Source organism: Microbacterium sp. W4I4, from assembly GCF_030816235.1.
In the GTDB taxonomy this organism is placed as follows: Bacteria; Actinomycetota; Actinomycetes; order Actinomycetales; family Microbacteriaceae; genus Microbacterium.
On record NZ_JAUSXT010000001.1, the window covers coordinates 3,395,531 to 3,416,682 of the forward strand.

Annotated in this window: 32 protein-coding genes; 29 read left to right on the top strand and 3 right to left on the bottom strand. The window is 66.2% G+C overall.

Annotated elements, in window-relative coordinates; all coding sequences use genetic code 11:
• Position 1 precedes the first annotated feature (1 nt).
• The 21 genes from rplD (at position 2) to map (ending at position 11,540) form a co-directional block, all read left to right on the top strand.
• A complete protein-coding gene (gene rplD, locus QF046_RS16030) occupies positions 2-664 on the top strand; it encodes a 50S ribosomal protein L4 (protein ID WP_307371704.1) in 663 nt (220 codons plus the stop codon).
• Positions 661-981, top strand: a complete 321-nt coding sequence (rplW, locus tag QF046_RS16035) for a 50S ribosomal protein L23 (protein WP_307371707.1) — start codon at positions 661-663, stop codon at positions 979-981. The genes rplD and rplW overlap by 4 nt, the downstream gene beginning before the upstream one ends.
• 20 nt (positions 982-1,001) lie before the next feature.
• On the top strand, positions 1,002-1,841 hold the full coding sequence (rplB, locus tag QF046_RS16040) for a 50S ribosomal protein L2 (protein ID WP_307371709.1): 840 nt from the start codon (positions 1,002-1,004) through the stop codon (positions 1,839-1,841).
• 12 nt (positions 1,842-1,853) lie between these two features.
• Positions 1,854-2,135, top strand: coding sequence for a 30S ribosomal protein S19 (gene rpsS, locus QF046_RS16045; RefSeq protein WP_307371712.1), 282 nt, complete (start codon positions 1,854-1,856; stop codon positions 2,133-2,135).
• A gap of 38 nt (positions 2,136-2,173) precedes the next feature.
• Positions 2,174-2,572, top strand: coding sequence for a 50S ribosomal protein L22 (gene rplV, locus QF046_RS16050; protein ID WP_307371715.1), 399 nt, complete (start codon positions 2,174-2,176; stop codon positions 2,570-2,572).
• On the top strand, positions 2,572-3,321 hold the full coding sequence (gene rpsC / locus QF046_RS16055; protein WP_307371717.1) for a 30S ribosomal protein S3: 750 nt from the start codon (positions 2,572-2,574) through the stop codon (positions 3,319-3,321). Before rplV ends, rpsC begins: the two co-directional genes overlap by 1 nt.
• Positions 3,321-3,740, top strand: coding sequence for a 50S ribosomal protein L16 (gene rplP / locus QF046_RS16060; protein WP_307371719.1), 420 nt, complete (start codon positions 3,321-3,323; stop codon positions 3,738-3,740). Before rpsC ends, rplP begins: the two co-directional genes overlap by 1 nt.
• The gene (rpmC, locus tag QF046_RS16065; RefSeq protein WP_307371721.1) at positions 3,740-4,054 is read left to right on the top strand and encodes a 50S ribosomal protein L29; all 315 of its coding nucleotides are present in this window, start codon (positions 3,740-3,742) and stop codon (positions 4,052-4,054) included. The genes rplP and rpmC overlap by 1 nt, the downstream gene beginning before the upstream one ends.
• A complete protein-coding gene (rpsQ, locus tag QF046_RS16070; RefSeq protein WP_307371724.1) occupies positions 4,054-4,359 on the top strand; it encodes a 30S ribosomal protein S17 in 306 nt (101 codons plus the stop codon). Before rpmC ends, rpsQ begins: the two co-directional genes overlap by 1 nt.
• 27 nt (positions 4,360-4,386) lie before the next feature.
• The gene (rplN, locus tag QF046_RS16075) at positions 4,387-4,755 is read left to right on the top strand and encodes a 50S ribosomal protein L14 (RefSeq protein WP_307371725.1); all 369 of its coding nucleotides are present in this window, start codon (positions 4,387-4,389) and stop codon (positions 4,753-4,755) included.
• Positions 4,756-4,757: 2 nt separating this feature from the next.
• Positions 4,758-5,117, top strand: coding sequence for a 50S ribosomal protein L24 (gene rplX, locus QF046_RS16080; RefSeq protein WP_307371727.1), 360 nt, complete (start codon positions 4,758-4,760; stop codon positions 5,115-5,117).
• Positions 5,117-5,707 carry a 50S ribosomal protein L5 gene (gene rplE, locus QF046_RS16085; RefSeq protein WP_307371729.1) on the top strand — a complete coding sequence of 197 codons (591 nt, stop codon included), beginning with the start codon at positions 5,117-5,119 and terminating at the stop codon, positions 5,705-5,707. Before rplX ends, rplE begins: the two co-directional genes overlap by 1 nt.
• Positions 5,708-5,832: 125 nt before the next feature.
• Positions 5,833-6,231, top strand: a complete 399-nt coding sequence (rpsH, locus tag QF046_RS16090; RefSeq protein ID WP_307371731.1) for a 30S ribosomal protein S8 — start codon at positions 5,833-5,835, stop codon at positions 6,229-6,231.
• Between the two features lie 6 nt (positions 6,232-6,237).
• On the top strand, positions 6,238-6,774 hold the full coding sequence (gene rplF / locus QF046_RS16095) for a 50S ribosomal protein L6 (protein WP_307371734.1): 537 nt from the start codon (positions 6,238-6,240) through the stop codon (positions 6,772-6,774).
• Between the two features lie 2 nt (positions 6,775-6,776).
• Positions 6,777-7,136: a 50S ribosomal protein L18 gene (rplR, locus tag QF046_RS16100; protein ID WP_307371736.1), complete on the top strand. Its 360-nt coding sequence runs from the start codon at positions 6,777-6,779 to the stop codon at positions 7,134-7,136.
• The gene (gene rpsE, locus QF046_RS16105) at positions 7,133-7,825 is read left to right on the top strand and encodes a 30S ribosomal protein S5 (RefSeq protein WP_307371739.1); all 693 of its coding nucleotides are present in this window, start codon (positions 7,133-7,135) and stop codon (positions 7,823-7,825) included. Before rplR ends, rpsE begins: the two co-directional genes overlap by 4 nt.
• Complete coding sequence (gene rpmD / locus QF046_RS16110; protein ID WP_193596799.1) at positions 7,825-8,010, top strand: 50S ribosomal protein L30; 186 nt, start codon at positions 7,825-7,827, stop codon at positions 8,008-8,010. The genes rpsE and rpmD overlap by 1 nt, the downstream gene beginning before the upstream one ends.
• The gene (gene rplO / locus QF046_RS16115) at positions 8,010-8,642 is read left to right on the top strand and encodes a 50S ribosomal protein L15 (RefSeq protein ID WP_307371743.1); all 633 of its coding nucleotides are present in this window, start codon (positions 8,010-8,012) and stop codon (positions 8,640-8,642) included. Before rpmD ends, rplO begins: the two co-directional genes overlap by 1 nt.
• Before the next feature lie 113 nt (positions 8,643-8,755).
• Entirely contained in the window at positions 8,756-10,078 is a 1,323-nt protein-coding gene (gene secY, locus QF046_RS16120; protein ID WP_307371745.1) for a preprotein translocase subunit SecY, read from the top strand.
• Positions 10,075-10,683, top strand: a complete 609-nt coding sequence (locus QF046_RS16125; RefSeq protein ID WP_307371749.1) for an adenylate kinase — start codon at positions 10,075-10,077, stop codon at positions 10,681-10,683. Before secY ends, QF046_RS16125 begins: the two co-directional genes overlap by 4 nt.
• Before the next feature lie 8 nt (positions 10,684-10,691).
• Positions 10,692-11,540 (top strand): type I methionyl aminopeptidase, encoded by an 849-nt coding sequence (map, locus tag QF046_RS16130; protein WP_307371751.1) that lies wholly within the window; start codon positions 10,692-10,694, stop codon positions 11,538-11,540.
• Between the two features lie 87 nt (positions 11,541-11,627).
• Here the strand turns inward: map and QF046_RS16135 are convergent, their stop codons facing one another.
• Positions 11,628-12,638, bottom strand: a complete 1,011-nt coding sequence (locus QF046_RS16135; RefSeq protein ID WP_307371752.1) for a hypothetical protein — start codon at positions 12,636-12,638, stop codon at positions 11,628-11,630.
• Between the two features lie 313 nt (positions 12,639-12,951).
• Between QF046_RS16135 and QF046_RS16140 the strand changes: the two genes are divergently transcribed.
• The 7 genes from QF046_RS16140 to rplQ all read left to right on the top strand — a co-directional run bounded on the left by QF046_RS16140 (position 12,952) and on the right by rplQ (position 16,986).
• Positions 12,952-13,629 (top strand): DsbA family protein, encoded by a 678-nt coding sequence (locus tag QF046_RS16140; RefSeq protein WP_307371754.1) that lies wholly within the window; start codon positions 12,952-12,954, stop codon positions 13,627-13,629.
• A 144-nt stretch (positions 13,630-13,773) separates the two neighbouring features.
• A complete protein-coding gene (gene infA / locus QF046_RS16145; RefSeq protein WP_017201569.1) occupies positions 13,774-13,995 on the top strand; it encodes a translation initiation factor IF-1 in 222 nt (73 codons plus the stop codon).
• Between the two features lie 64 nt (positions 13,996-14,059).
• Entirely contained in the window at positions 14,060-14,176 is a 117-nt protein-coding gene (gene rpmJ, locus QF046_RS16150; RefSeq protein WP_307371756.1) for a 50S ribosomal protein L36, read from the top strand.
• A gap of 195 nt (positions 14,177-14,371) precedes the next feature.
• On the top strand, positions 14,372-14,746 hold the full coding sequence (rpsM, locus tag QF046_RS16155; protein ID WP_307371758.1) for a 30S ribosomal protein S13: 375 nt from the start codon (positions 14,372-14,374) through the stop codon (positions 14,744-14,746).
• A 27-nt stretch (positions 14,747-14,773) separates the two neighbouring features.
• Positions 14,774-15,172 carry a 30S ribosomal protein S11 gene (rpsK, locus tag QF046_RS16160; RefSeq protein WP_307371760.1) on the top strand — a complete coding sequence of 133 codons (399 nt, stop codon included), beginning with the start codon at positions 14,774-14,776 and terminating at the stop codon, positions 15,170-15,172.
• Between the two features lie 121 nt (positions 15,173-15,293).
• Positions 15,294-16,283, top strand: a complete 990-nt coding sequence (locus tag QF046_RS16165; RefSeq protein ID WP_307371763.1) for a DNA-directed RNA polymerase subunit alpha — start codon at positions 15,294-15,296, stop codon at positions 16,281-16,283.
• A 28-nt stretch (positions 16,284-16,311) separates the two neighbouring features.
• Positions 16,312-16,986, top strand: a complete 675-nt coding sequence (gene rplQ / locus QF046_RS16170) for a 50S ribosomal protein L17 (RefSeq protein ID WP_307371765.1) — start codon at positions 16,312-16,314, stop codon at positions 16,984-16,986.
• A gap of 64 nt (positions 16,987-17,050) precedes the next feature.
• Here the strand turns inward: rplQ and QF046_RS16175 are convergent, their stop codons facing one another.
• Together QF046_RS16175 and QF046_RS16180 are read right to left on the bottom strand one after the other, a co-directional pair.
• Entirely contained in the window at positions 17,051-18,634 is a 1,584-nt protein-coding gene (locus QF046_RS16175; RefSeq protein ID WP_307371767.1) for an AMP-binding protein, read from the bottom strand.
• Between the two features lie 54 nt (positions 18,635-18,688).
• Positions 18,689-19,972 (bottom strand): PAS domain-containing protein, encoded by a 1,284-nt coding sequence (locus QF046_RS16180; RefSeq protein WP_307372883.1) that lies wholly within the window; start codon positions 19,970-19,972, stop codon positions 18,689-18,691.
• A gap of 166 nt (positions 19,973-20,138) precedes the next feature.
• On the opposite strand from QF046_RS16180, the gene QF046_RS16185 reads away from it, so the two are divergent.
• Positions 20,139-21,152, top strand: a complete 1,014-nt coding sequence (locus tag QF046_RS16185; RefSeq protein WP_307371768.1) for a tripartite tricarboxylate transporter substrate binding protein — start codon at positions 20,139-20,141, stop codon at positions 21,150-21,152.

Here is a 21,152-nt window from a genome sequence, read left to right on the forward strand (position 1 = left end):
CATGGCTGACTCGACTCTCGCGCTCGAGGTCTTCGCGGTCGACGGCAAGAAGGCCGGCTCCATCGAGCTGCCCGCCTCGATCTTCGATGTGAAGACCAACGTTCCGCTGATCCACCAGGTCGTCGTCGCGCAGCTCGCTGCCGCACGCCAGGGCACCCACTCGACCAAGCGTCGCGGTGAGGTCTCCGGTGCAGGCCGCAAGCCCTTCAAGCAGAAGGGCACGGGTAACGCCCGTCAGGGCTCGATCCGCGCACCGCACATGACCGGTGGTGGCATCGTGCACGGCCCGAAGCCGCGCGACTACTCGCAGCGCACCCCCAAGAAGATGATCGCCGCCGCCCTGCTGGGCGCGCTCAGCGACCGCTTCCGCGGTGAGCGCCTGCACGCAGTCGAGGCGTTCGTCGCCGACAGCGCTCCTTCGACCAAGATCGCTGCGAGCCTGCTCGCCGCCGTCGCCGGTCCGAAGAACGTGCTCGTCGTCATCGAGCGCAACGACGAGCTGACCGTGAAGAGCGTCCGCAACCTGCCGAACGTTCACGTGCTCAGCTTCGACCAGCTGAACGCCTACGACGTGATCGTCTCCGACGACATCGTCTTCACCAAGCCCGCACTCGAGGCCTTCATCGCCTCGAAGACCGGCTCAACCGAGGAGGTCTCGGCATGACCGAGCAGAACACCCTCGCGACGGCACTGAACAAGGACCCGCGCGACATCATCCTGGGCCCGGTCGTCTCCGAGAAGAGCTACGGACTGATCGACGAGGGCAAGTACACCTTCCTCGTGGACCCCCGCGCTTCGAAGACCGAGATCAAGCTCGCCATCGAGAAGATCTTCGGCGTCAAGGTGGCTTCGGTCAACACGATCAACCGCGTCGGCAAGACCCGCCGCACCCGTTTCGGCACCGGCAAGCGCAAGGACACCAAGCGCGCCATCGTCGCGCTGAAGTCGGGCTCCATCGACATCTTCACGGCCGTCGGCTGACCGGGGGATAAGGACAGATAATGGCTATTCGCAAGTACAAGCCCACGACCCCCGGTCGCCGCGGCTCGTCGGTGGCAGACTTCGCCGAGATCACTCGATCGACGCCGGAGAAGTCGCTGCTGCGTCCGCTCTCGAAGACCGGTGGTCGCAACAACCAGGGCCGCATCACCACCCGCCACATCGGTGGTGGACACAAGCGTCAGTACCGCGTCATCGACTTCCGTCGCAATGACAAGGACGGCGTCAACGCCAAGGTCGCTCACATCGAGTACGACCCCAACCGCACCGCACGCATCGCGCTGCTGCACTACTTCGACGGCGAGAAGCGCTACATCATCGCGCCGAACAAGCTGAAGCAGGGCGACATCGTCGAGTCGGGTGCCGGCGCTGACATCAAGCCCGGCAACAACCTGCCGCTGAAGAACATCCCCACCGGTACCGTCATCCACGCGATCGAGCTGCGCCCCGGTGGCGGAGCGAAGATGGCACGTTCGGCCGGCGCCTCGGTGCGTCTGGTCGCCAAGGACGGTCCCTACGCTCAGCTGCGTCTGCCTTCGGGCGAGATCCGCAACGTCGACGCGCGCTGCCGTGCGACGATCGGCGAGGTCGGCAACGCCGAGCAGTCGAACATCAACTGGGGCAAGGCCGGACGCAACCGCTGGAAGGGCATCCGCCCGACCGTCCGTGGTGTGGCCATGAACCCGGTCGACCACCCGCACGGTGGTGGCGAGGGCAAGACGTCCGGTGGACGTCACCCCGTCTCCCCCTGGGGCCAGGCTGAGGGTCGTACCCGTCACGCCAACAAGGAAAGCGACAAGTACATCGTGCGTCGCCGCAACGCCGGCAAGAAGCGCAAGTAGGAGTAGAGGAAGATGCCACGCAGTCTTAAGAAGGGCCCCTTCGTCGATGAGCACCTGCTTCGCAAGGTGGTCGGTCAGAACGAAGCCGGTTCCAAGAACGTCATCAAGACCTGGTCCCGCCGGTCGATGATCATCCCGTCCATGCTGGGTCACACGATCGCCGTCCACGACGGCCGCAAGCACATCCCTGTGTTCGTGACCGAGGCCATGGTCGGCCACAAATTGGGCGAGTTCGCGCCCACCCGCACCTTCCGCGGCCATGTGAAGGACGACAAGAAGGGCCGTCGCCGCTGACGCGGTGACGCTCTGGACAGAAACAGAGGAGGAGAACAATGGTGGATTCCATCGCACGCGTCAAGCACATTCGCGTGACCCCTCAGAAGGCTCGTCGTGTCGTCGCGCTCATCAAGGGCAAGCAGGCGCAGGAAGCACTGGCCATTCTGAAGTTCGCCCCGCAGGGCGCAAGCGAGCCGATCTACAAGCTCGTGCACGCTGCGATCGCGAACGCACAGGTCAAGGCCGATCGCGACGGCGAGTTCCTGGACGAGCAGGACCTGTACGTGAAGAACGCGTACGTCGACGAGGGCACGACGCTCAAGCGTTTCCAGCCCCGTGCTCAGGGTCGCGCGTTCCAGATCAAGAAGCGCACGAGCCACATCACGGTCGTGCTGGGCACGCCCGAGGTCGCTGAGGCGGCCGCGGCGGCCAAGACGAAGAAGGCGAGCAAGTAATGGGCCAGAAGGTCAACCCGTACGGCTTCCGCCTCGGCATCACCACGGACCACGTGTCTCGTTGGTTCTCGGACTCGACGAAGCCGGGCCAGCGTTACGCCGACTACGTCGCCGAGGACATCAAGATCCGTCGTCTGCTGCAGACGCAGCTGGACCGCGCCGGTGTCTCGAACATCGAGATCGAGCGCACCCGTGACCGCGTCCGCGTCGACATCCACACCGCCCGTCCGGGCATCGTGATCGGTCGCCGTGGCGCCGAGGCCGAGCGCATCCGCGGCGACCTCGAGAAGCTCTCGGGCAAGCAGATCCAGCTGAACATCCTCGAGGTCAAGAACCCCGAGGCCGACGCTCAGCTCGTCGCACAGGGCATCGCCGAGCAGCTCTCTGCTCGTGTGGCGTTCCGTCGTGCGATGCGCAAGGGTCTGCAGGGCGCACAGCGCGCCGGCGCCAAGGGCATCCGCATCCAGGTCTCCGGCCGCCTCGGCGGCGCGGAGATGAGCCGTTCGGAGTTCTACCGCGAGGGTCGTGTGCCGCTGCACACGCTGCGCGCGAACATCGACTACGGCTTCTACGAGGCCAAGACCACCTTCGGCCGCATCGGCGTGAAGGTCTGGATCTACAAGGGCGACCTCACCAACAAGGAACTCGCACGTGAGCAGGCGAACATGAAGCCGCAGCGTGAGCGTGGTGGCGACCGTCGCCGCGCTCCCCGCAGCGACGCGCCTGTCGCAGAAGGAGCGTCGGCATAATGCTCATCCCTCGCAAGGTCAAGTACCGCAAGCAGCACCACCCGAAGCGTACGGGCCAGGCCACCGGCGGCACCAAGGTGTCGTTCGGTGAGTATGGGATCCAGGCACTGACCCCCGCGTATGTGACGAACCGTCAGATCGAGTCCGCTCGTATCGCGATGACCCGTCACATCAAGCGCGGTGGCAAGGTGTGGATCAACATCTACCCCGACCGTCCGCTCACGAAGAAGCCTGCCGAGACCCGCATGGGTTCCGGTAAGGGTTCCCCCGAGTGGTGGGTCGCGAACGTCAAGCCGGGCCGTGTCCTCTTCGAGGTCGCGGGCGTCACTGAGGAGCTCGCACGCGAGGCTCTCACCCGGGCCATTCACAAGCTGCCGCTCAAGGCACGCATCATCAAGCGCGAGGAGGGCGACGCGTAATGGCGATCGGCACCAAGGAGCTCGCACCCGCCGAGCTCGACACGTTCGAAGACCAGCGCCTCGTCGAGGAGCTGCGTAAGGCCAAGGAGGAGCTTTTCAACCTCCGTTTCCAGTCGGCCACCGGCCAGCTGGAGAGCCACGGCCGCATCCGCGCCGTCAAGCGCGACATCGCGCGCCTGTACACCGTGATCCGCGAGCGCGAGCTGGGCATCCGTGCCACGCCCGCACCCGTCGAGGTTCCGGCCAAGAAGGCGTCCAAGGCGAAGGCGAAGAAGGCCACTGAGGCTGACGCGCCCAAGGAGGAGGCCGAGTAATGGCTGAGAAGAAGACGGCTGAGCACGGCGCGCACGATGTGCGCGACGCTGCCGCCCGCGGTTACCGGAAGACGCAGCGCGGCTACGTCGTCAGCGACAAGATGGACAAGACCATCGTCGTCGAGGTCGAGGACCGCGTGAAGCACCCGCTGTACGGCAAGGTCATCCGCCGCACCGAGAAGCGCAAGGTGCACGACGAGACCAACTCGGCGGGCATCGGCGACCTCGTCGTCATCACTGAGACCCGCCCGCTGAGCGCCACCAAGCGCTGGCGCCTGGTCGAGATCGTCGAAAAGGCCAAGTAAGCCTCCGGCTTACTTCAAGGAGTAATAGTGATTCAGCAGGAATCCCGCCTCAAGGTCGCCGACAACACCGGCGCGAAGGAGCTGCTCACGATCCGTGTTCTCGGTGGTTCGCGCCGCCGTTACGCCGGTCTGGGCGACACCATCGTCGCGACGGTGAAGGATGCGATCCCGGGCGGCAACGTCAAGAAGGGCGATGTGGTCAAGGCCGTCATCGTCCGCACGAAGAAGTCTGTCCGTCGTCCGGACGGCTCATACATCAAGTTCGACGAGAACGCCGCCGTGCTTCTGAAGACCGACGGGGAGCCTCGCGGCACCCGTATCTTCGGACCGGTCGGTCGTGAGCTTCGTGACAAGAAGTTCATGAAGATCGTCTCGCTCGCCCCGGAGGTCATTTGATCATGGCGAACATCAAGAAGGGTGACCTGGTTCAGGTCATCACCGGCCGCAAGCAGGACAAGGGCGGCGACCGCGGCAAGCAGGGCAAGGTCCTCGAGATCCTCGTCGAGCAGAACCGCGTCGTCGTGGAGGGCGTGAACTACGTCACCAAGCACACCCGTGTCGGTCAGAGCCAGCGCGGCACCAAGACCGGTGGCATCGAGACCGTCGAGGCCCCGATCCACATCTCCAACGTCGCCGTCGTCGACCCCTCGAGCAAGAAGCCGACCCGTGTCGGCCACCGCGTCGAGGAGCAGGTCAAGGACGGCGTGAAGCGCACGGTCCGCGTGCGCTACGCGAAGAAGTCAGGTAAGGACCTCTGATGGCAACCGCAACTGCTGCAGAGACTGGCAAGATCCAGCCTCGCCTGAAGCAGAAGTACAACACCGAGATCAAGAAGGCTCTGCAGGAGCAGTTCGGCTACGCGAACGTCATGCAGATCCCCGGTCTGGTCAAGGTGGTCGTCAACACCGGTGTCGGCGAGGCGGCTCGTGACAGCAAGGTGATCGAGGGTGCGGTCGCAGACCTCACCAAGATCACCGGTCAGAAGCCCATCGTCACCAAGGCTCGCAAGTCGATCGCGCAGTTCAAGCTGCGCGAGGGTCAGCCGATCGGCGCGCACGTCACCCTCCGCGGTGACCGCGCGTGGGAGTTCGTCGACCGCCTGGTGAACCTCGCACTGCCCCGCATCCGCGACTTCCGCGGTCTGTCGGGTGAGCAGTTCGACGGCAACGGCAACTACACCTTCGGTCTCCAGGAGCAGAGCGTGTTCCACGAGATCGATCAGGACAAGATCGACCGCGTCCGCGGATTCGACATCACCGTGGTCACCACGGCCAAGACGGATGACGAGGGTCGCGCTCTTCTGCGTGCGCTCGGCTTTCCGTTCAAGGCTGCTGACGCCCCCGCATGATCTTTTCGGCTGGGATCGCCGTCACAGGCGGTCCCAGCCGTAAGGCATAATTGAAGATTGTGTGTTCACGCAGGTCGGCGTCCGTGTAACGGGCGTCGAAACCTCATGATCGAAAGTAGATATCCATGACAATGACAGACCCGGTCGCAGATATGCTGACCCGTCTGCGTAACGCGAACTCGGCGCACCACGACACAGTGACCATGCCGTCGAGCAAGCTCAAGACGAACATCGCAGCAATCCTCCAGCAGGAGGGTTACATCGCCGGCTACGAGGTCGTCGACGCCCGCGTCGGCAGCAGCCTCACCCTGTCGCTCAAGTACGGCCCCAGCCGTGAGCGCTCCATCGCCGGCATCAAGCGCGTGTCGAAGCCCGGTCTCCGCGTCTACGCGAAGTCGACCGAGCTGCCCAAGGTCCTCGGTGGCCTCGGCGTCGCCATCCTGTCCACCTCCTCCGGTCTGCTCACCGACCGTCAGGCTGAGAAGAAGGGCGTGGGCGGAGAAGTCATCGCCTACGTGTGGTGATCTGACATGTCGCGTATTGGAAGACTTCCCATCGAGGTGCCCGCGGGCGTGACCGTTACGGTCGACGGCCGCGACGTCACGGTGAAGGGCCCCAAGGGAGAGCTCGCACTGACGATCGCCTCCCCTATCGAGGTCGAGGTTCAGGAGGGCCAGGTTCTGGTCTCCCGCCCCGACGACGAGCGCGAGTCGCGGTCGCTTCACGGCCTGACCCGCACGCTCATCAACAACGACATCATCGGCGTGACCCAGGGTTACACCAAGGGCCTCGAGGTCGTCGGCACCGGTTACCGCGTGCAGCAGAAGGGCAGCTCGATCGAGTTCGCTCTCGGCTTCTCGCACCCGGTTCTCGTTGACCCGCCCGCAGGGATCACCCTGACGGTCGAGGGCACCAACAAGGTCACCGTCAGTGGGATCAGCAAGCAGGCTGTCGGCGAGGCAGCTGCGAACATCCGCAAGATCCGCAAGCCCGAGCCCTACAAGGGCAAGGGTGTGCGCTACGCCGGCGAGGTCGTGCGTCGCAAGGCCGGAAAGGCTGGTAAGTAACCATGGCTGTCAAGTCCAAGTCCGCCGCCCGCGCTCGTCGCCACACTCGTCTTCGCAAGAAGATCGTCGGCACCGAGTCCCGGCCGCGCCTGGTCGTCAACCGCTCTGCACGCCACGTGTTCGTGCAGCTCGTCGACGACAGCACCGGCCACACCGTGGCATCCGCTTCCACGCTCGAGACCGATCTGCGCACCTTCGACGGTGACAAGACCGCCAAGGCCCGCAAGGTCGGCGAGCTCGTCGCGTCGCGTGCCAAGGCCGCCGGTTTTTCCGAGGCCGTGTTCGACCGCGGTGGCAACCGCTACGCCGGTCGTGTCGCAGCCATCGCCGACGGCGCCCGTGAAGGGGGTCTGGCACTGTGAGTGACAACAAGGAGAACGAAGTGACCGAAACCGCTCCTGCTGCCGAGGCTGCGGCTCAGGCCGAGCCGCAGCGCGAGCAGCGCGACGGCCGTCGTGGAGGACGCGACCGCGGTCAGAGCCGCGACCGCAACTCGCGCGACCGTGGCGACAACCAGTTCCTGGAGCGCGTCGTCACCATCAACCGCGTCTCGAAGGTCGTGAAGGGTGGTCGTCGCTTCAGCTTCACCGCCCTCGTGGTCGTCGGTGACGGCAACGGTCTGGTCGGTGTCGGCTACGGCAAGGCACGCGAGGTCCCCCTGGCGATCTCGAAGGGTGTCGAAGAGGCCAAGCGCAACTTCTTCCGGGTTCCCCGCGTCGGCTCGACCATCCCGCACCCCGTGCAGGGTGAGGCCGCCGCTGGTGTGGTGCTGCTGCGTCCGGCCGCTGCCGGTACCGGTGTCATCGCCGGTGGTCCGGTCCGCGCCGTGCTCGAGTGCGCCGGCATCCACGACGTCCTGTCGAAGTCCCTCGGCTCGTCGAACACGATCAACATCGTGCACGCGACGGTCAAGGCGCTGCAGAGCCTCGAGGAGCCGCGCGCCGTCGCCGCTCGTCGTGGCCTCGACTACGACGCCGTCGTGCCGGACATCATCATCCGCAACGAGGCGAAGGCAGCTGCTGCCGCCGCCGCGCAGAAGGCAGGTGCCTGATGGCCGAGCGCCTCAAGGTCACACAGATCAAGTCCAAGGTGAGTGAGAAGCAGAACCAGCGCGACACGCTGCGTTCGCTCGGCCTCAAGCGGATCGGCGACTCCGTCGTCCGTCCCGATGACGCGCAGACGCGCGGCTACGTCCGCACCGTCGCTCACCTCGTCAAGGTTGAGGAGATCGACTAATGGCTGAGAAGAACGAAGCCGTCGAGGCCGAGAAGGCCCCGAAGAAGGCAGCTGCTCCCAAGGCAGCCGCCGCCAAGAAGCCGGCCGCATCCAAGGCTGCTCCGGCGAAGGCCGCTGCATCCAAGGCCGCTCCGGCCAAGGCTGCTGCCAAGAAGGCTCCGGCGAAGAAGGAAGCGGATGCTGCTGCATCCCGTCCCGCCGTCCTGAAGGTGCACCACCTGCGTCCGGTCCCCGGCGCCAACACCGCGAAGACCCGTGTCGGTCGCGGTGAGGGCTCCAAGGGCAAGACCGCCGGTCGTGGCACCAAGGGCACCAAGGCCCGCAACACCGTGCGGGTCGGCTTCGAGGGTGGGCAGATGCCGCTGCACATGCGCACCCCGAAGCTGCGCGGGTTCAAGAACCCGTTCCGCGTCGAGTACCAGGTCGTGAACCTGGACAAGCTCGCCGAGCTGTACCCCAAGGGCGGCGACGTCACCGTCGGCGACCTGGTGGCCAAGGGCGCCGTGCGCAAGAACGAGAAGGTCAAGGTCCTCGGCGACGGCGACATCTCGGTCAAGCTCTCGGTCTCGGTCGACAAGGTGTCCGGCAGTGCAGAGCAGAAGATCGTCGCCGCCGGCGGTTCGGTCAACTGACACGCAGGTGATCAACGCAGGGAGGGGTCGGAGATTCTCCGGCCCCTCCTGTGCGTTACTCTGGACTTTCGGCCGTCCTTCGACGTTCGGCAATCCCTTCAGGAGGAACGCCCTTGTTTAGCGCCATCGCGCGAATCTTCCGAACGCCTGATCTGCGTTCGAAGATCCTTTTCACCATCGGCATCATCGCCCTGTATCGCATGGGCTCGAATGTGCCGGCTCCGTTCGTCCACTTCCCGAACGTCGAGCAGTGTCTCGCGGCCACCGCGGGCACAGACGGACTTCTCGGTCTCGTCAACCTCTTCTCCGGCGGCGCGCTGCTGCAGCTGTCGATCTTCGCGCTGGGCGTCATGCCCTACATCACCGCGACGATCATCGTGCAGCTGCTCCGCGTCGTCATCCCGCACTTCGAGACCCTTCATCAGGAGGGCCAGGCGGGCCAGAGCAAGCTGACGCAGTACACCCGCTACCTGACGATCGCGCTCGCGCTGCTGCAGTCGAGCACCGTGGTCACCGTCGCGCGCAGCGGTCAGCTGTTCGGCCAGACCGACATCGCGGCCTGCCAGAACCTGCTCACCAACGACGTGTGGTGGGCGCAGCTGCTCATCATCATCGCGATGACGGCCGGCACCGGTCTGATCATGTGGATGGCAGAGCTGGTCACCGAGAAGGGCATCGGCAACGGAATGTCGCTGCTGATCTTCACGTCGATCGCCGCCACGTTCCCGAGCGCGCTGTGGGGCATCGCCGAGGCCAAGGGCTTCGAGACGTTCCTGCTCGTGCTGGTCGTGGGCCTCGTCGTGATGACGCTGATCGTCTTCGTCGAGCAGTCCCAGCGCCGTGTGCCCGTGCAGTACGCGAAGCGCATGGTCGGTCGCCGCACCTATGGCGGCACCAACACGTACATCCCGATCAAGGTCAACATGGCGGGCGTGATCCCGATCATCTTCGCCTCGTCGCTGCTGTACCTGCCGATGCTCCTCGCGCAGTTCAACACGCCTCAGGACGGCAGCGAGCCGCCCGCGTGGGTCGCGTGGATCTCGACCTACCTCGTGTCGGGCGACCAGCCGCTGTACATGCTGGTCTACTTCCTGCTGAACATCGCATTCACGTTCTTCTACGTGGCGATCACGTTCAACCCCGTCGAGATCTCCGACAACATGAAGAAGTACGGCGGGTTCATCCCCGGCATCCGTGCCGGTCGTCCCACCGCGGAGTACCTCGACTACGTGATCACCCGCATCACGTTCCCCGGCTCGCTGTATCTGGGCATCGTGGCGCTGATCCCGCTGATCGCGCTCGCGACCGTGCAGGCGAACCAGAACTTCCCGTTCGGTGGCGCGTCGATCCTCATCATCGTGGGTGTCGGACTCGAGACCGTGAAGCAGATCGACGCGCAGCTGCAGCAGCGCCATTACGAAGGGCTCCTCCGATGACGGATGATCAGGACCGCACTGCACGTCTGCTGATCGTCGGGCCGCAGGGTTCAGGCAAGGGCACGCAGGGCGTTCGGGTCGCCGAGGCGCTGGGGATCCCCGTGGTCTCCACGGGCGACATCTTCCGCGCCAACATCAAGGAGGGCACCGACCTCGGACAGCAGGTCACCGCCATCCTCGACTCCGGTGATCTGGTGCCCGACGAGCTGACGAGCGAGATCGTGCGCGATCGCCTCTCGCAGGAGGATGCCGCCGGCGGCTTCCTGCTCGACGGCTACCCGCGAAACACCGCGCAGGTCGCGCACCTCGATGCGTTCCTGGCCGAGCACGGAGCGTCCCTGGACGCGGTAATCCTGCTCGACGTCCCGCGTGCCGAGAGCATGGCACGGCTCGGCCTGCGCTCGGTGGAGCAGGGTCGTTCGGACGACAACGAGGCCGCGATCGCGCACCGTCTGGACATCTACGAGCACGAGACCGCGCCGATCATCTCGGTGTACGAGCCCCGTGGCATCGTCGACCGCATCGACGGCATCGGCTCGCTCGACGAGATCACCGCACGCATCTCCGCCGCCCTCGGCGCGCGCGGCATCGGCCAGCTCGTCTGAACCACGCGATGTTCCGCAAGTCGATCTACAAGACCCCGGCGCAGCTGCGCTCGATGGTGCAGCCCGGCCTGATCACGGCGGCAGCTCTTGACGCGGTGCGCCCGCTGGTGCGGGCGGGTGTGACGACGGCCGAGCTGGATGCCGCGGCCGACCGTCTGATCATGCAGCGCGGCGCGGAGTCGAACTTCAAGCTCGTCCGCGGATACCGGCACACCACGTGCATCTCGGTGAACGAGCAGGTCGTGCACGGCATCCCCGGGGCTCTGGTCCTGCAGCCGGGAGACATCGTCTCCGTCGACTGCGGCGCCCAGTACCAGGGCTGGAACGGCGACAGCGCGGTGACCTTCGTGGTGCCGGATGACGAGCGCCCGGAGCTGGTCGCGCGCCGCACCGAACTGTCGCGTGTCACGGAGGGGTCCATGTGGGCCGGTATCGCCGCCATGGCGACCGCGACGCACATCGGAGACCTCGGGGCCGCCATCGAGGGATACATCGAGGGACAGGGGCCCTCAGCGGTCTCCGGTGAGACTTACGGCATCCTGCGGGAGTACGTCGGACACGGCATCGGCCGCAAGATGCACGAGGCGCCCAGCGTGTTCAACTACCGCACGCCGGATGCCGGTGCCGAGATCCGTCCCGGGCTGGTGCTCGCCATCGAGCCGATGGTCACCGCCGGAGGAGATGCGACCTTCATCGAGGACGACGACTGGACCGTCACCACAGTCGACGGCACCGACGGAAGCCACTGGGAGCACTCCGTCGCCCGCCATGACGGCGGCATCTGGGTGCTGACCGCCGCCGACGGGGGCGCCGCCGGCCTCGCGCCCTTCGGCATCACCCCCGTTCCGATCGCGTAACGCCTCGGCGCTTTCGCGCCGCCGCGCACTCGCCCCATTCCGCGAGAAATCACATTCTGCGTGAGACATCACGTGTGCACGTGTGTTTCACGCAGAATGTGGTTTCTCGTCGGCTGGTGAGCGCTTTTCGCGCGGCCGATGGGCGAGCGTCGCGAGCATGGCGTGCTCACGCGGACGACATACTGGCACGCCGGCAGCGCGCAATGACTTGGCCAGGGGATCCACCCGCCACACGTCGACGAGTTCCCAACGGGCGAACGGATGCCCGTGGCGACGCAGCCGGTCTTCGCGGCGCTTCTCGTCGGCGAGGTTCTGCGCAGCCTTGGCTGTATCGCCGAGTGCGTATTTGCCCCAGCCGTCGGATTCGCCGATGACTCCCTTGGATGGGAACAGGAAGTCGACGCGGTCGCCGTATCCGTCGTAGTCGAACTCGTGCTGCAGTTCCGGATGCTCGAAGCCGCACCATCCGATCACGGCACGACTGACGCTCTCACCCGGTGATTCCGCGCGCGCATCAGCATGGCCCCACGCCCAGCGCGACCTTGCGCGCCCGCGACTGCTCTGCTGGGAGTCCGAGAGCTCGCGCAGCGCAGACAGGTCGGTGAACCCTTGCTGGCTGGGGGAGATGGCGGCATCCGCCACCGCAAGTCCCTGGGCCGGCGGGAGGACACGCACCATGTCGACGGCGGTGTCCAGGGGCGAGGTCGTCTGTATACCCGCTGTCACGCCGATGACCCGTGGGTCTCGGCTGGTGTGCACCACGACATCGCCGAAGCGGCGGGATGCCGTCCTGTTCGGGTCATAGACGTGAATATCCTTCGGCTCATTGAAGTACGGGATGCCGAGCACGACCGCTGCGGACTCCAGGCACAGCACGGCATGCGGATGCGACCGGACGAACGCGTGCACGCGCACGGCGTAGCGCTTCCAGTTCGGCAGATCCAGGTACGGCTTGCGCTCGGTGTACACACCCGCTCGGATGCGGACGTACTTCGGTGAGGGAAGGCGGATGCCCAGCATCCGCCCTTCCTCGGTCGTGATCAGCGGCAAGGGCGAGCGCGTGATCGCGCGCAGCGGAAGCAGGAGTGTGTCCGTCATGCGTCACGAGCATGCCGGGTGCTCGCATCCCCGGAACACACCCGACCCGCAGCCCGTGCATAACTCAGGTCCCGCCCCGATTGTGGAGGGCTAACGCCGGCCCGCGAGAAACCACATCCTGCATGAGACACCACGTGAGCGCGTGTGTCTCATGCGAAAAGTGGTTTCTCGCGCGGAGGGGGGATGTCGGGGGAGGGAGACGGGCGGGCGGATGCCGAGGGAGGCGCGGATGCCGTGGGGCGAGCTCACATGCGGGGCATAGCGAATTCGCGACAGAATGGGGTGACCTTTTTCTGCAGAAGATCGGACAGTCATGGCTCAGGCCCAGAGCAAGCGCAATTGGTTCGCCATCGGCATCTCCGCCGCAGTCGTCGTGGTGCTCGTCGCACTCGGCGCCGTCGTGGTGTGGATGAACAACCAGGCGACCGATGCCGGCCCCGCACCGAAGGGCGACATCATCAGCTCCGAGACGGGCGCGATCACGTTCGGCAGCGGCGACAAGGTCGTCGACACCTACGTCGACCTGATGTGCCCGGCATGCAACGCGTTCGAGCAGACGTTCAGCGAGCGTCTCAACAAGCTCGCCGATGACGACAAGATCACGCTCAACATCCACCCCATCGCGATCCTGGATCGCTTCTCGCAGGGCACGAACTACTCCTCGCGCGCCGCGGCGGCCGTGTACTGCGTGGCGGAGAGCAACCCGGACAAGGCGCGCGACTACCTCGCAACCCTGTACGCCAACCAGCCCGAGGAGAACTCCACGGGCCTGACCGACCAGCAGCTCGCCGACTACGCGAAGCAGGTCGGCGCGACCGACGCCGCCGACTGCATGACGGCCGGCACGTATCTCAAGTACCCGGCGGCGCAGGCGAAGGCCCACAACATCCAGGGCACGCCCACGATCGAGCTCGACGGCAAGGTCGTCGAGGGTCAGAGCCTGCAGGAGATGTTCACCAAGGTCGACGCCTACCTCAAGCCCCTCGAGTAGACCCGAGTTGCCGGACACGCCCGGGAGGGTCTAACATAGACCCTTGGTGCCTTGCGCCTTATCTCGGCGTGTCCGCATAAGGCAGGCGCCACACCACCACCCATCCACGCAGATCGACCGATCTGCAGAAGCGTCAGCGAGGCTATGGCTAAGAAAGACGGTGTCATCGAGATCGAGGGCGTGATCTCCGAGGCTCTTCCCAACGCGATGTTCCGCGTTGAACTGAGCAACGGACACAAGGTCCTGGCGACGATCTCCGGCAAGATGCGGCAGAACTACATCCGCATCATTCCTGAGGACCGCGTGGTCGTGGAGCTCTCGCCCTACGACCTGACCCGCGGCCGGATCGTCTACCGCTACCGCTGATCGGTCGAGAAGTAACGCCTCGGGCCTCCGGCCCGCTCGGTGAAGACAGCGAACAGGAAACAACATGAAGGTCAAGCCCAGCGTCAAGCCCATCTGCGAGCACTGCCGCGTGATCCGTCGTCACGGACGCGTCATGGTGATCTGCAAGAGCAACCCGCGCCACAAGCAGCGTCAGGGCTGAGCCGGGACCGGATCGGCGGCCTCACGGCATCCGATCCGGTACTGCACAACTGAATATCGACAAACAGGCAGCATCGGATGCTTCGACAGGCTCAGACCCTTCGACGGGCTCAGGGATCCAAGAAGCGGACACCTCGGGGCGGAGGCCCGAGAACGGATGCTGCTCCACACCTCCACAACACTCCAGGAGAACCGCATGGCACGTCTTGCCGGCGTTGACATCCCGCGTGACAAGCGCGTGGTGATCGCCCTCACCTACATCTACGGCATCGGCCGTACCCGCTCCGTCGAGATCCTCAAGGCGACCGAGATCGACGAGTCGATCCGCGTCAAGGACCTCACCGACGACCAGCTCATCGCACTCCGCGATCACATCGAAGGCACCTACAAGGTGGAGGGTGACCTGCGCCGCGAGGTCGCCGCAGACATCCGCCGCAAGGTCGAGATCGGCTCCTACGAGGGCATCCGCCACCGTCGTGGTCTCCCCGTCCGCGGTCAGCGCACCAAGACCAACGCCCGTACCCGCAAGGGCCCGAAGCGCACCGTCGCCGGTAAGAAGAAGGCCCGCTAAGCGGCCAGGGAATAGGAGAACACTTTCATGGCTGCACCCAAGGCCGCCGCGCGCAAGCCGCGCCGCAAGGAAAAGAAGAACATCGCGCTGGGCCAGGCCCACATCAAGTCGACGTTCAACAACACCATCGTCTCGATCACCGACCCGTCCGGAGCTGTCATCAGCTGGGCATCGTCGGGTGGCGTGGGCTTCAAGGGCTCCCGCAAGTCGACCCCGTACGCCGCAGGCATGGCAGCGGAGTCCGCTGCCCGCCAGGCGTCGGAGCACGGTGTCAAGAAGGTCGACGTCTTCGTGAAGGGTCCGGGTTCGGGCCGCGAGACCGCGATCCGCTCGCTACAGGCCGCCGGCCTCGAGGTGGGGTCCATCCAGGACGTCACCCCGCAGGCGCACAACGGCTGCCGTCCGCCGAAGCGTCGCCGCGTCTGATCTCGCGTGACTGTGCCGGTCCCCACCACGGGGACCGGCACAGCCGCCCGCAGAATTCCAAAACTGAAGACCTCATCCCACACATGTCATATAGCGGGCATGTGATCGAAAGGAACACATAGTGCTGATTGCACAGCGTCCCACTCTCAACGAGGAAAAGATCTCCGAGAACCGCAGCCGGTTCATCATCGAGCCCCTGGAGCCCGGTTTCGGATACACGATCGGCAACGCACTGCGTCGCAGCCTTCTCTCGTCGATCCCCGGCGCATCGGTCACCACCATTCGCATCGACGGCGTGCTGCACGAGTTCAGCACGATCCCCGGTGTGAAGGAGGACGTGACCGAGATCATCCTCAACATCAAGCAGCTGGTCGTCTCCAGCGAGCGCGACGAGCCCATCACCGCGTACCTGCGCAAGACGGGCGCCGGCGAGGTCACCGCAGCCGACATCTCCGCTCCGGCGGGTGTCGAGGTGCAGAACCCCGAGCTGGTCATCGCGACGCTCAACGACACCGCTCGCTTCGAGCTGGAGCTCACCATCGAGCGCGGCCGCGGCTACGTGTCCGCATCGCAGAACCGCAACGAGTACGCGGAGGCCGGTCAGATCCCGGTCGACTCGATCTACTCGCCGGTCCTGAAGGTCAGCTACCGCGTCGACGCCACCCGTGCCGGTGAGCGCACCGACTTCGACAAGCTCGTCCTCGACGTCGAGACCAAGTCGTCGATCAGCCCTCGCGATGCCGTCGCTTCGGCAGCCAAGACCCTCACCGAGCTGTTCGGCCTCGCCCGCGAGCTGAACGTCGAGGCCGAGGGCATCGAGATCGGCCCCGCGCCGGTCGAGGCTGTCCTCTCCAGCGAGCTCTCCATGCCGATCGAGGACCTCGATCTGTCGGTGCGCTCCTACAACTGCCTCAAGCGCGAGGGGATCAACACCGTTTCGGAGCTGGTCGCCCTTTCTGAGACGCAGCTGATGAACATCCGCAATTTCGGACAGAAGTCGGTCGACGAGGTGCGCGACAAGCTCGTCTCGCTCGGTCTGTCGCTGAAGGATTCGGTGCCCGGTTTCGACGGCGCCCACTTCTACAGCGGCACCGAAGACGAGTCCTTCTGAAACCCTCTTTCCGACCAGGAGTTAGATTATGCCCAAGCCCACCAAGGGACCCCGCCTCGGAGGCGGCCCCGCCCACGAGCGCCTTCTTCTCGCGAACCTCGCAGCGGCGCTCTTCGTCCACAAGTCGATCAAGACGACCGAGACCAAGGCGAAGCGCCTGCGTCCGCTGGCTGAGCGCCTCATCACGCTCGGCAAGCGCGGCGACCTGCACGCCCGCCGTCGCGCGCTGACCGTGCTGCGTTCCAACAAGGACGCCGCACACGTTCTCTTCAACGAGATCGCGCCGCTCGTCGCCGACCGTGAGGGCGGCTACACCCGCATCACGAAGGTCGGCAACCGCAAGGGCGACAACGCCCCCATGGCCGTGATCGAGCTCGTGCTCGAGCCCGTCACCCCGAAGGTCAAGAAGGCCGCCAAGGCCGCCCCCAAGGCGGAGAAGGCAGCTGACAAGGCTCCCGAGGCCGAGAAGCCCGCTGAGGAGACCGCGGCTCCCGCGGCGCTCGTCGACGGTGGCTTCGGCGACGACTCGGCCGCTCCTCTCGAGGACGGCTCGGCTCCCGAGGGCTTCGACATCAAGGGCAACAAGGACTCGATGAAGTTCCACCAGCCCGGTGGCCAGTGGTACGACGCCACGGTCGCCGAGGTGTGGTTCCGCACCGCCGAGGCCGCTGAGGCAGCAGGCTTCGTCGAGGCCGGCAAGTAAGCCGCAGCAGACTGCAGAGAAGCCCGCCGTCCCTTCGGGGACGGCGGGCTTCTTCGTGTCGCGCCTACGCGCCCTGGCGTGCCCGCAGGTCCTTGCGCAGGATCTTGCCGGAGCTGGACTTCGGGATGACGTCGATGAACTCCACCTGACGCACCTTCTCGTGCGGGGCGACATGGGATGCGACGAACGCCATCACCTCGTCGGCGGACAGGTCGGCATCCGCCTGCCGCACGACGAACGCCTTCGGGACCTCCTGGCCGTCCTCGTCGTTCGCGCCGATCACCGCGGCGTCCGCGATCTGCGGATGCTCGAGCAGCACCGCCTCGAGGATGGCCGGTGCGACCTGGTAGCCCTTGTACTTGATGAGCTCCTTCAGGCGGTCCACGATCCGGAAGATGCCGTCCGCGGTGACGGTGGCCATGTCGCCGGTACGCAGCCATCCGTCGGCGTCCAGCATCTCCGCGGTCGCCTCGGGCCGGTTCAGATAGCCGACCATGACCTGCGGTCCGCGGATCCACAGTTCTCCGGGGGCGCTCTGCCCGTGCGCGGGGACCTCCACATCGACGGCCGAATCCGGGTCGACGATGCGCGCCTCGGTGTTGGGCAGCAGAGGCCCGACGGCGGCCCGGTCGACATCGGGACGCTGCACCGGCGTCGCGTGCGTGACCGGACTCGTCTCGGTCATGCCGTATCCCTGCGTCACGACGCACCCCAGCCGCGCGGCGACCGCCTCGGCGAGGGTGGCATCCAGCGGCGCTGCGCCCGAGAAGATCACCTGCACGGCGGAGAGATCGTACTGGTCGACGATCGGATGCTTCGCCAGGGCGACGGCGATGGGAGGCGCGATGAAGAGCCAGCTGGTGCGGTACTCGCCGATGATCCGCAGGAACTCCGGCAGATCGAACTTCGGCATGGTGACCAGGGCGGCACGCTGACGCAGCGCCAGATTCAGCAGCACGGTCATGCCGTAGATGTGGAAGAAGGGCAGCACTGCCAGCACGCGATCCTCTGCGGTGAGGGTGAGCATCGGGCGGGATTGCGCCACGTTGGCGATGAGGTTGCGATGCGTGAGCATCACTCCCTTGGGGCGCCCGGTGGTCCCTGACGAGTACGGGAGCACCGCGAGATGCGTCGCCGGGTCGAAGGTCACGTCCGGCGCGGCGTGCCCCTCGCCGAGCAGGTCGCGCAGGCTCGGGTGGCCCTCGGCGCCGTCGAGCACGATCACGTGGTCGTCGGCGATGCCGAGTTCCGCTGCGGCGGCCGCGGCGCCGGGCAGCAGAGGCGACACGGTGACGAGCCAGGTGGCCTCGGCATCCCGCAGTTGACTCGTGATCTCCTCGGGCGTGTACAGCGAGTTGATCGTGGTCGCGGTGGCTCCCGCGCGCAGGATGCCATGGAACACGGTGGCGAAGGCGGGCACGTTCGGGCACAGCAGGCCGACCTTCGTGCCGACTCCGACGCCGCGGGCTGCGAGCGCCCCGGCGAACAGGCCGATCTGACCGACGAGCTGCCGATAGGTGGTCTCGGCTCCCGACATCCCGTCGATGATGGCGACACGATCGAGGGCGGCTTCATCGAGGCCACTGAAGAGATAGTCGTAGATGGAGAGCCCGGGGATCTCGACATCGGGGTAGGCGCTGCGAAGCATGTGATCTCCTTCGATCGGTCGCCCTGCGTCAGGCACCCAGGACGCGTGTGGGAGTCAGTCTCGCACAGTCCGGGACACAGTCCCAGGGGTCCCGATCGGCTCGTTCAGCCGATACCTCGTGCCCGGGCGCCCCTTCGTGGAGTAGTCCAGCGAGCGGATGGCCCGACCGGTGCTCGCGAGGTGCTCCAGGTAACGTCGGGCGCTGACCCGTGAGACGGACAGCGCCTCTCCGATCTCGGCCGCGGAGGCGTCCGGATGCTCGGTGAGCGCACCGGACACGCGGGAGAGCGTCTCGGCGCTGAGGCCCTTCGGCAGGCCGGCCCGCTGACGGAACGCGATGATCGCATCTGCGGCCTCCACACGCCGCACCACGTCGTGCAGCTCGGTGTGATCGCGCAGCAGCAGGGTCGCCTCCACGGGTGCTCCGTCCACCCTCGCGCCGGTGCTGCGCGCCACCAGCACGCTGCTGCCGACGATCACGGGCCGTCCGGCGTCCTCGCCGTCGCGCAGCACGGCCAGCAGCTCATCATCGAGCACCTCGTCGGCCGCGAAGCCGGTCAGCTCCATGGCATCCGTTCCCAGAAGCCGCGCGGCGGCGTCGTTGGCCAGCGTGATCAGCCCGTGCGCGTCGACCGTGATCACGCCCTCGCTGAGGCCGTGCATGGTGGTCTCCTGGTTGCGCACGAGCGCGGTGATCTCATGCGGCTCGAGCCGGTGGATGCGGCGGCGGATGACGGCGGTCACCCAGGCCGAGCCGAACACTCCGATGATGACGGCCGCCATCATCGCCCCGATGATCCAGAACAGGTTGCCGGCGAACTCGCCGTCGCCCTGCGACTCGAGGATGCCGACCGAGACCGTGCCGATGACCTGCGAGTCGTCGGCGAAGATCGGAACCTTCACCCGCCACGACGGCCCCAGCGTGCCCGTCTGCGTGCCCATGTAGATCTGCCCCGACAGCGGGATGGACGGGTCGGTGGAGACCCGCTTGCCGATGAGCGCGGGATTCGGATGGGAGAAGCGGATGCCATCGGCGTCGGCGATCACGACGTACGTCAGATCCGACGCCTTGCGGATCGTCTCCGCCAGCGGCTGGATGGTCGCCGCGGGGTCCGCGTCATGGAACGCGCTGCGGATGGCCGGCATCGACGCGATCGACTGAGCGACCGCCAGCATCCGATCCTCATACGCGTCGCGCACCGTGTGCGCCTGGATGATCCCGGCGGTGACGCCGGCGATGAGGGTGACCGCGGCGACGATGAGCGCCTGCAGCAGGATCAGCTGCACCCGCAGGGTCATCCTGCCGTCCTGCGTCTCCGAGGACGCGCGCTTCATCATCGAGGCCACAGGACCATTCTCCTCGCGCGCGAGGAGGTGCGGAACCGGTGCAGAAGGGCATCCGCGACCAATACTTACGAAACCTCGACCAATGATTTCGTAAGCAGATGCGGTGCCGCGGCGGCTCGTACGGTTGCCACCATCCCGAACGCTCAAGGAGGAGCGCATGAAGAAGTCACGCACAGCACTCATCGCGATCGCGGCCGTCGCCGCACTCGCATTCACCGGATGCTCGGCACAGGCCGGCGGCGACAGCCCGAAGGCAGACGGCGACGAGAAGGCCGCCTTCTCGGACGTCTCGATCATCGTCCCCGCCGACCCCGGCGGCGGCTGGGACCAGACGGGTCGCACGATCGCGAAGGTGCTCACCGAGCAGGATGTCGTCAAGACCGCGCCGGTGACCAACGTCGGCGGCGCCGGCGGCACGATCGGTCTCGCCCAGCTCGCCAACGTCAAGGACCCGGCGACGCTCATGGTCAACGGACTGGTCATGGTGGGCGCCATCGAGACCAACGGCTCCAAGGTGCGTCTGGAGGACACCACGCCGATCGCCCGTCTCACGGACGAGGCGCTCGTGGTCGTCGTGCCGGCGGACTCGAAGTACAAGGATCTCGAAGACCTCGTGGAGGACATCGTCGACAAGGGTCAGGCGGTCACCGTCACCGGCGGGTCCGCCGGCGGCGCCGACCACATCCTCGCCGGCCTGATGCTCGAGGCGGCAGGACTGAGCAGCGCGGAGATCCCCACCAAGCTGAACTACACGCCCAACGCGGGCGGTGGCGAGGCCGTGTCGCTGATCCTCGGCGGCAAGGTCGCGGCGGGCATCTCCGGCGTCGCCGAGTTCCAGCAGCACATCGAGGCGGGCACCATGCGCGCCCTCGCCGTGTCCGGCGCCGAAGAGGTGCCGCAGCTGCCGGGTGTTCCCACGATCACCGAGGCCGGCTACGACGTGGTGCTCACCAACTGGCGCGGCGTGATCGCCCCCGGAGACGTCTCCGACGCCGACCGTGCGGAGCTGGAGCGCATCGTCACCGCCATGCACGACACCCCGGAGTGGAAGAAGGAGCTCGAGACGAAGGGCTGGGCGGATGCCTTCCTCACCGGCTCCGAGCTCGACGACTTCGTGACGCAGAACATCACCGACGTGACCGGCACGCTGAAGAACATCGGACTGATCTGA

Coding starts and splice junctions, on each gene's coding strand:
- rplD (WP_307371704.1), top strand. CDS start 2: ATGGCTGACTCGACTCTCGCGCTCGAGGTCTTCGCGGTCGACGGCAAG.
- rplW (WP_307371707.1), top strand. CDS start 661: ATGACCGAGCAGAACACCCTCGCGACGGCACTGAACAAGGACCCGCGC.
- rplB (WP_307371709.1), top strand. CDS start 1,002: ATGGCTATTCGCAAGTACAAGCCCACGACCCCCGGTCGCCGCGGCTCG.
- rpsS (WP_307371712.1), top strand. CDS start 1,854: ATGCCACGCAGTCTTAAGAAGGGCCCCTTCGTCGATGAGCACCTGCTT.
- rplV (WP_307371715.1), top strand. CDS start 2,174: ATGGTGGATTCCATCGCACGCGTCAAGCACATTCGCGTGACCCCTCAG.
- rpsC (WP_307371717.1), top strand. CDS start 2,572: ATGGGCCAGAAGGTCAACCCGTACGGCTTCCGCCTCGGCATCACCACG.
- rplP (WP_307371719.1), top strand. CDS start 3,321: ATGCTCATCCCTCGCAAGGTCAAGTACCGCAAGCAGCACCACCCGAAG.
- rpmC (WP_307371721.1), top strand. CDS start 3,740: ATGGCGATCGGCACCAAGGAGCTCGCACCCGCCGAGCTCGACACGTTC.
- rpsQ (WP_307371724.1), top strand. CDS start 4,054: ATGGCTGAGAAGAAGACGGCTGAGCACGGCGCGCACGATGTGCGCGAC.
- rplX (WP_307371727.1), top strand. CDS start 4,758: ATGGCGAACATCAAGAAGGGTGACCTGGTTCAGGTCATCACCGGCCGC.
- rplE (WP_307371729.1), top strand. CDS start 5,117: ATGGCAACCGCAACTGCTGCAGAGACTGGCAAGATCCAGCCTCGCCTG.
- rpsH (WP_307371731.1), top strand. CDS start 5,833: ATGACAATGACAGACCCGGTCGCAGATATGCTGACCCGTCTGCGTAAC.
- rplF (WP_307371734.1), top strand. CDS start 6,238: ATGTCGCGTATTGGAAGACTTCCCATCGAGGTGCCCGCGGGCGTGACC.
- rplR (WP_307371736.1), top strand. CDS start 6,777: ATGGCTGTCAAGTCCAAGTCCGCCGCCCGCGCTCGTCGCCACACTCGT.
- rpmD (WP_193596799.1), top strand. CDS start 7,825: ATGGCCGAGCGCCTCAAGGTCACACAGATCAAGTCCAAGGTGAGTGAG.
- rplO (WP_307371743.1), top strand. CDS start 8,010: ATGGCTGAGAAGAACGAAGCCGTCGAGGCCGAGAAGGCCCCGAAGAAG.
- QF046_RS16125 (WP_307371749.1), top strand. CDS start 10,075: ATGACGGATGATCAGGACCGCACTGCACGTCTGCTGATCGTCGGGCCG.
- map (WP_307371751.1), top strand. CDS start 10,692: ATGTTCCGCAAGTCGATCTACAAGACCCCGGCGCAGCTGCGCTCGATG.
- QF046_RS16135 (WP_307371752.1), bottom strand. CDS start 12,638: ATGACGGACACACTCCTGCTTCCGCTGCGCGCGATCACGCGCTCGCCC.
- QF046_RS16140 (WP_307371754.1), top strand. CDS start 12,952: ATGGCTCAGGCCCAGAGCAAGCGCAATTGGTTCGCCATCGGCATCTCC.
- infA (WP_017201569.1), top strand. CDS start 13,774: ATGGCTAAGAAAGACGGTGTCATCGAGATCGAGGGCGTGATCTCCGAG.
- rpmJ (WP_307371756.1), top strand. CDS start 14,060: ATGAAGGTCAAGCCCAGCGTCAAGCCCATCTGCGAGCACTGCCGCGTG.
- rpsM (WP_307371758.1), top strand. CDS start 14,372: ATGGCACGTCTTGCCGGCGTTGACATCCCGCGTGACAAGCGCGTGGTG.
- rpsK (WP_307371760.1), top strand. CDS start 14,774: ATGGCTGCACCCAAGGCCGCCGCGCGCAAGCCGCGCCGCAAGGAAAAG.
- rplQ (WP_307371765.1), top strand. CDS start 16,312: ATGCCCAAGCCCACCAAGGGACCCCGCCTCGGAGGCGGCCCCGCCCAC.
- QF046_RS16175 (WP_307371767.1), bottom strand. CDS start 18,634: ATGCTTCGCAGCGCCTACCCCGATGTCGAGATCCCCGGGCTCTCCATC.
- QF046_RS16180 (WP_307372883.1), bottom strand. CDS start 19,972: ATGATGAAGCGCGCGTCCTCGGAGACGCAGGACGGCAGGATGACCCTG.
- QF046_RS16185 (WP_307371768.1), top strand. CDS start 20,139: ATGAAGAAGTCACGCACAGCACTCATCGCGATCGCGGCCGTCGCCGCA.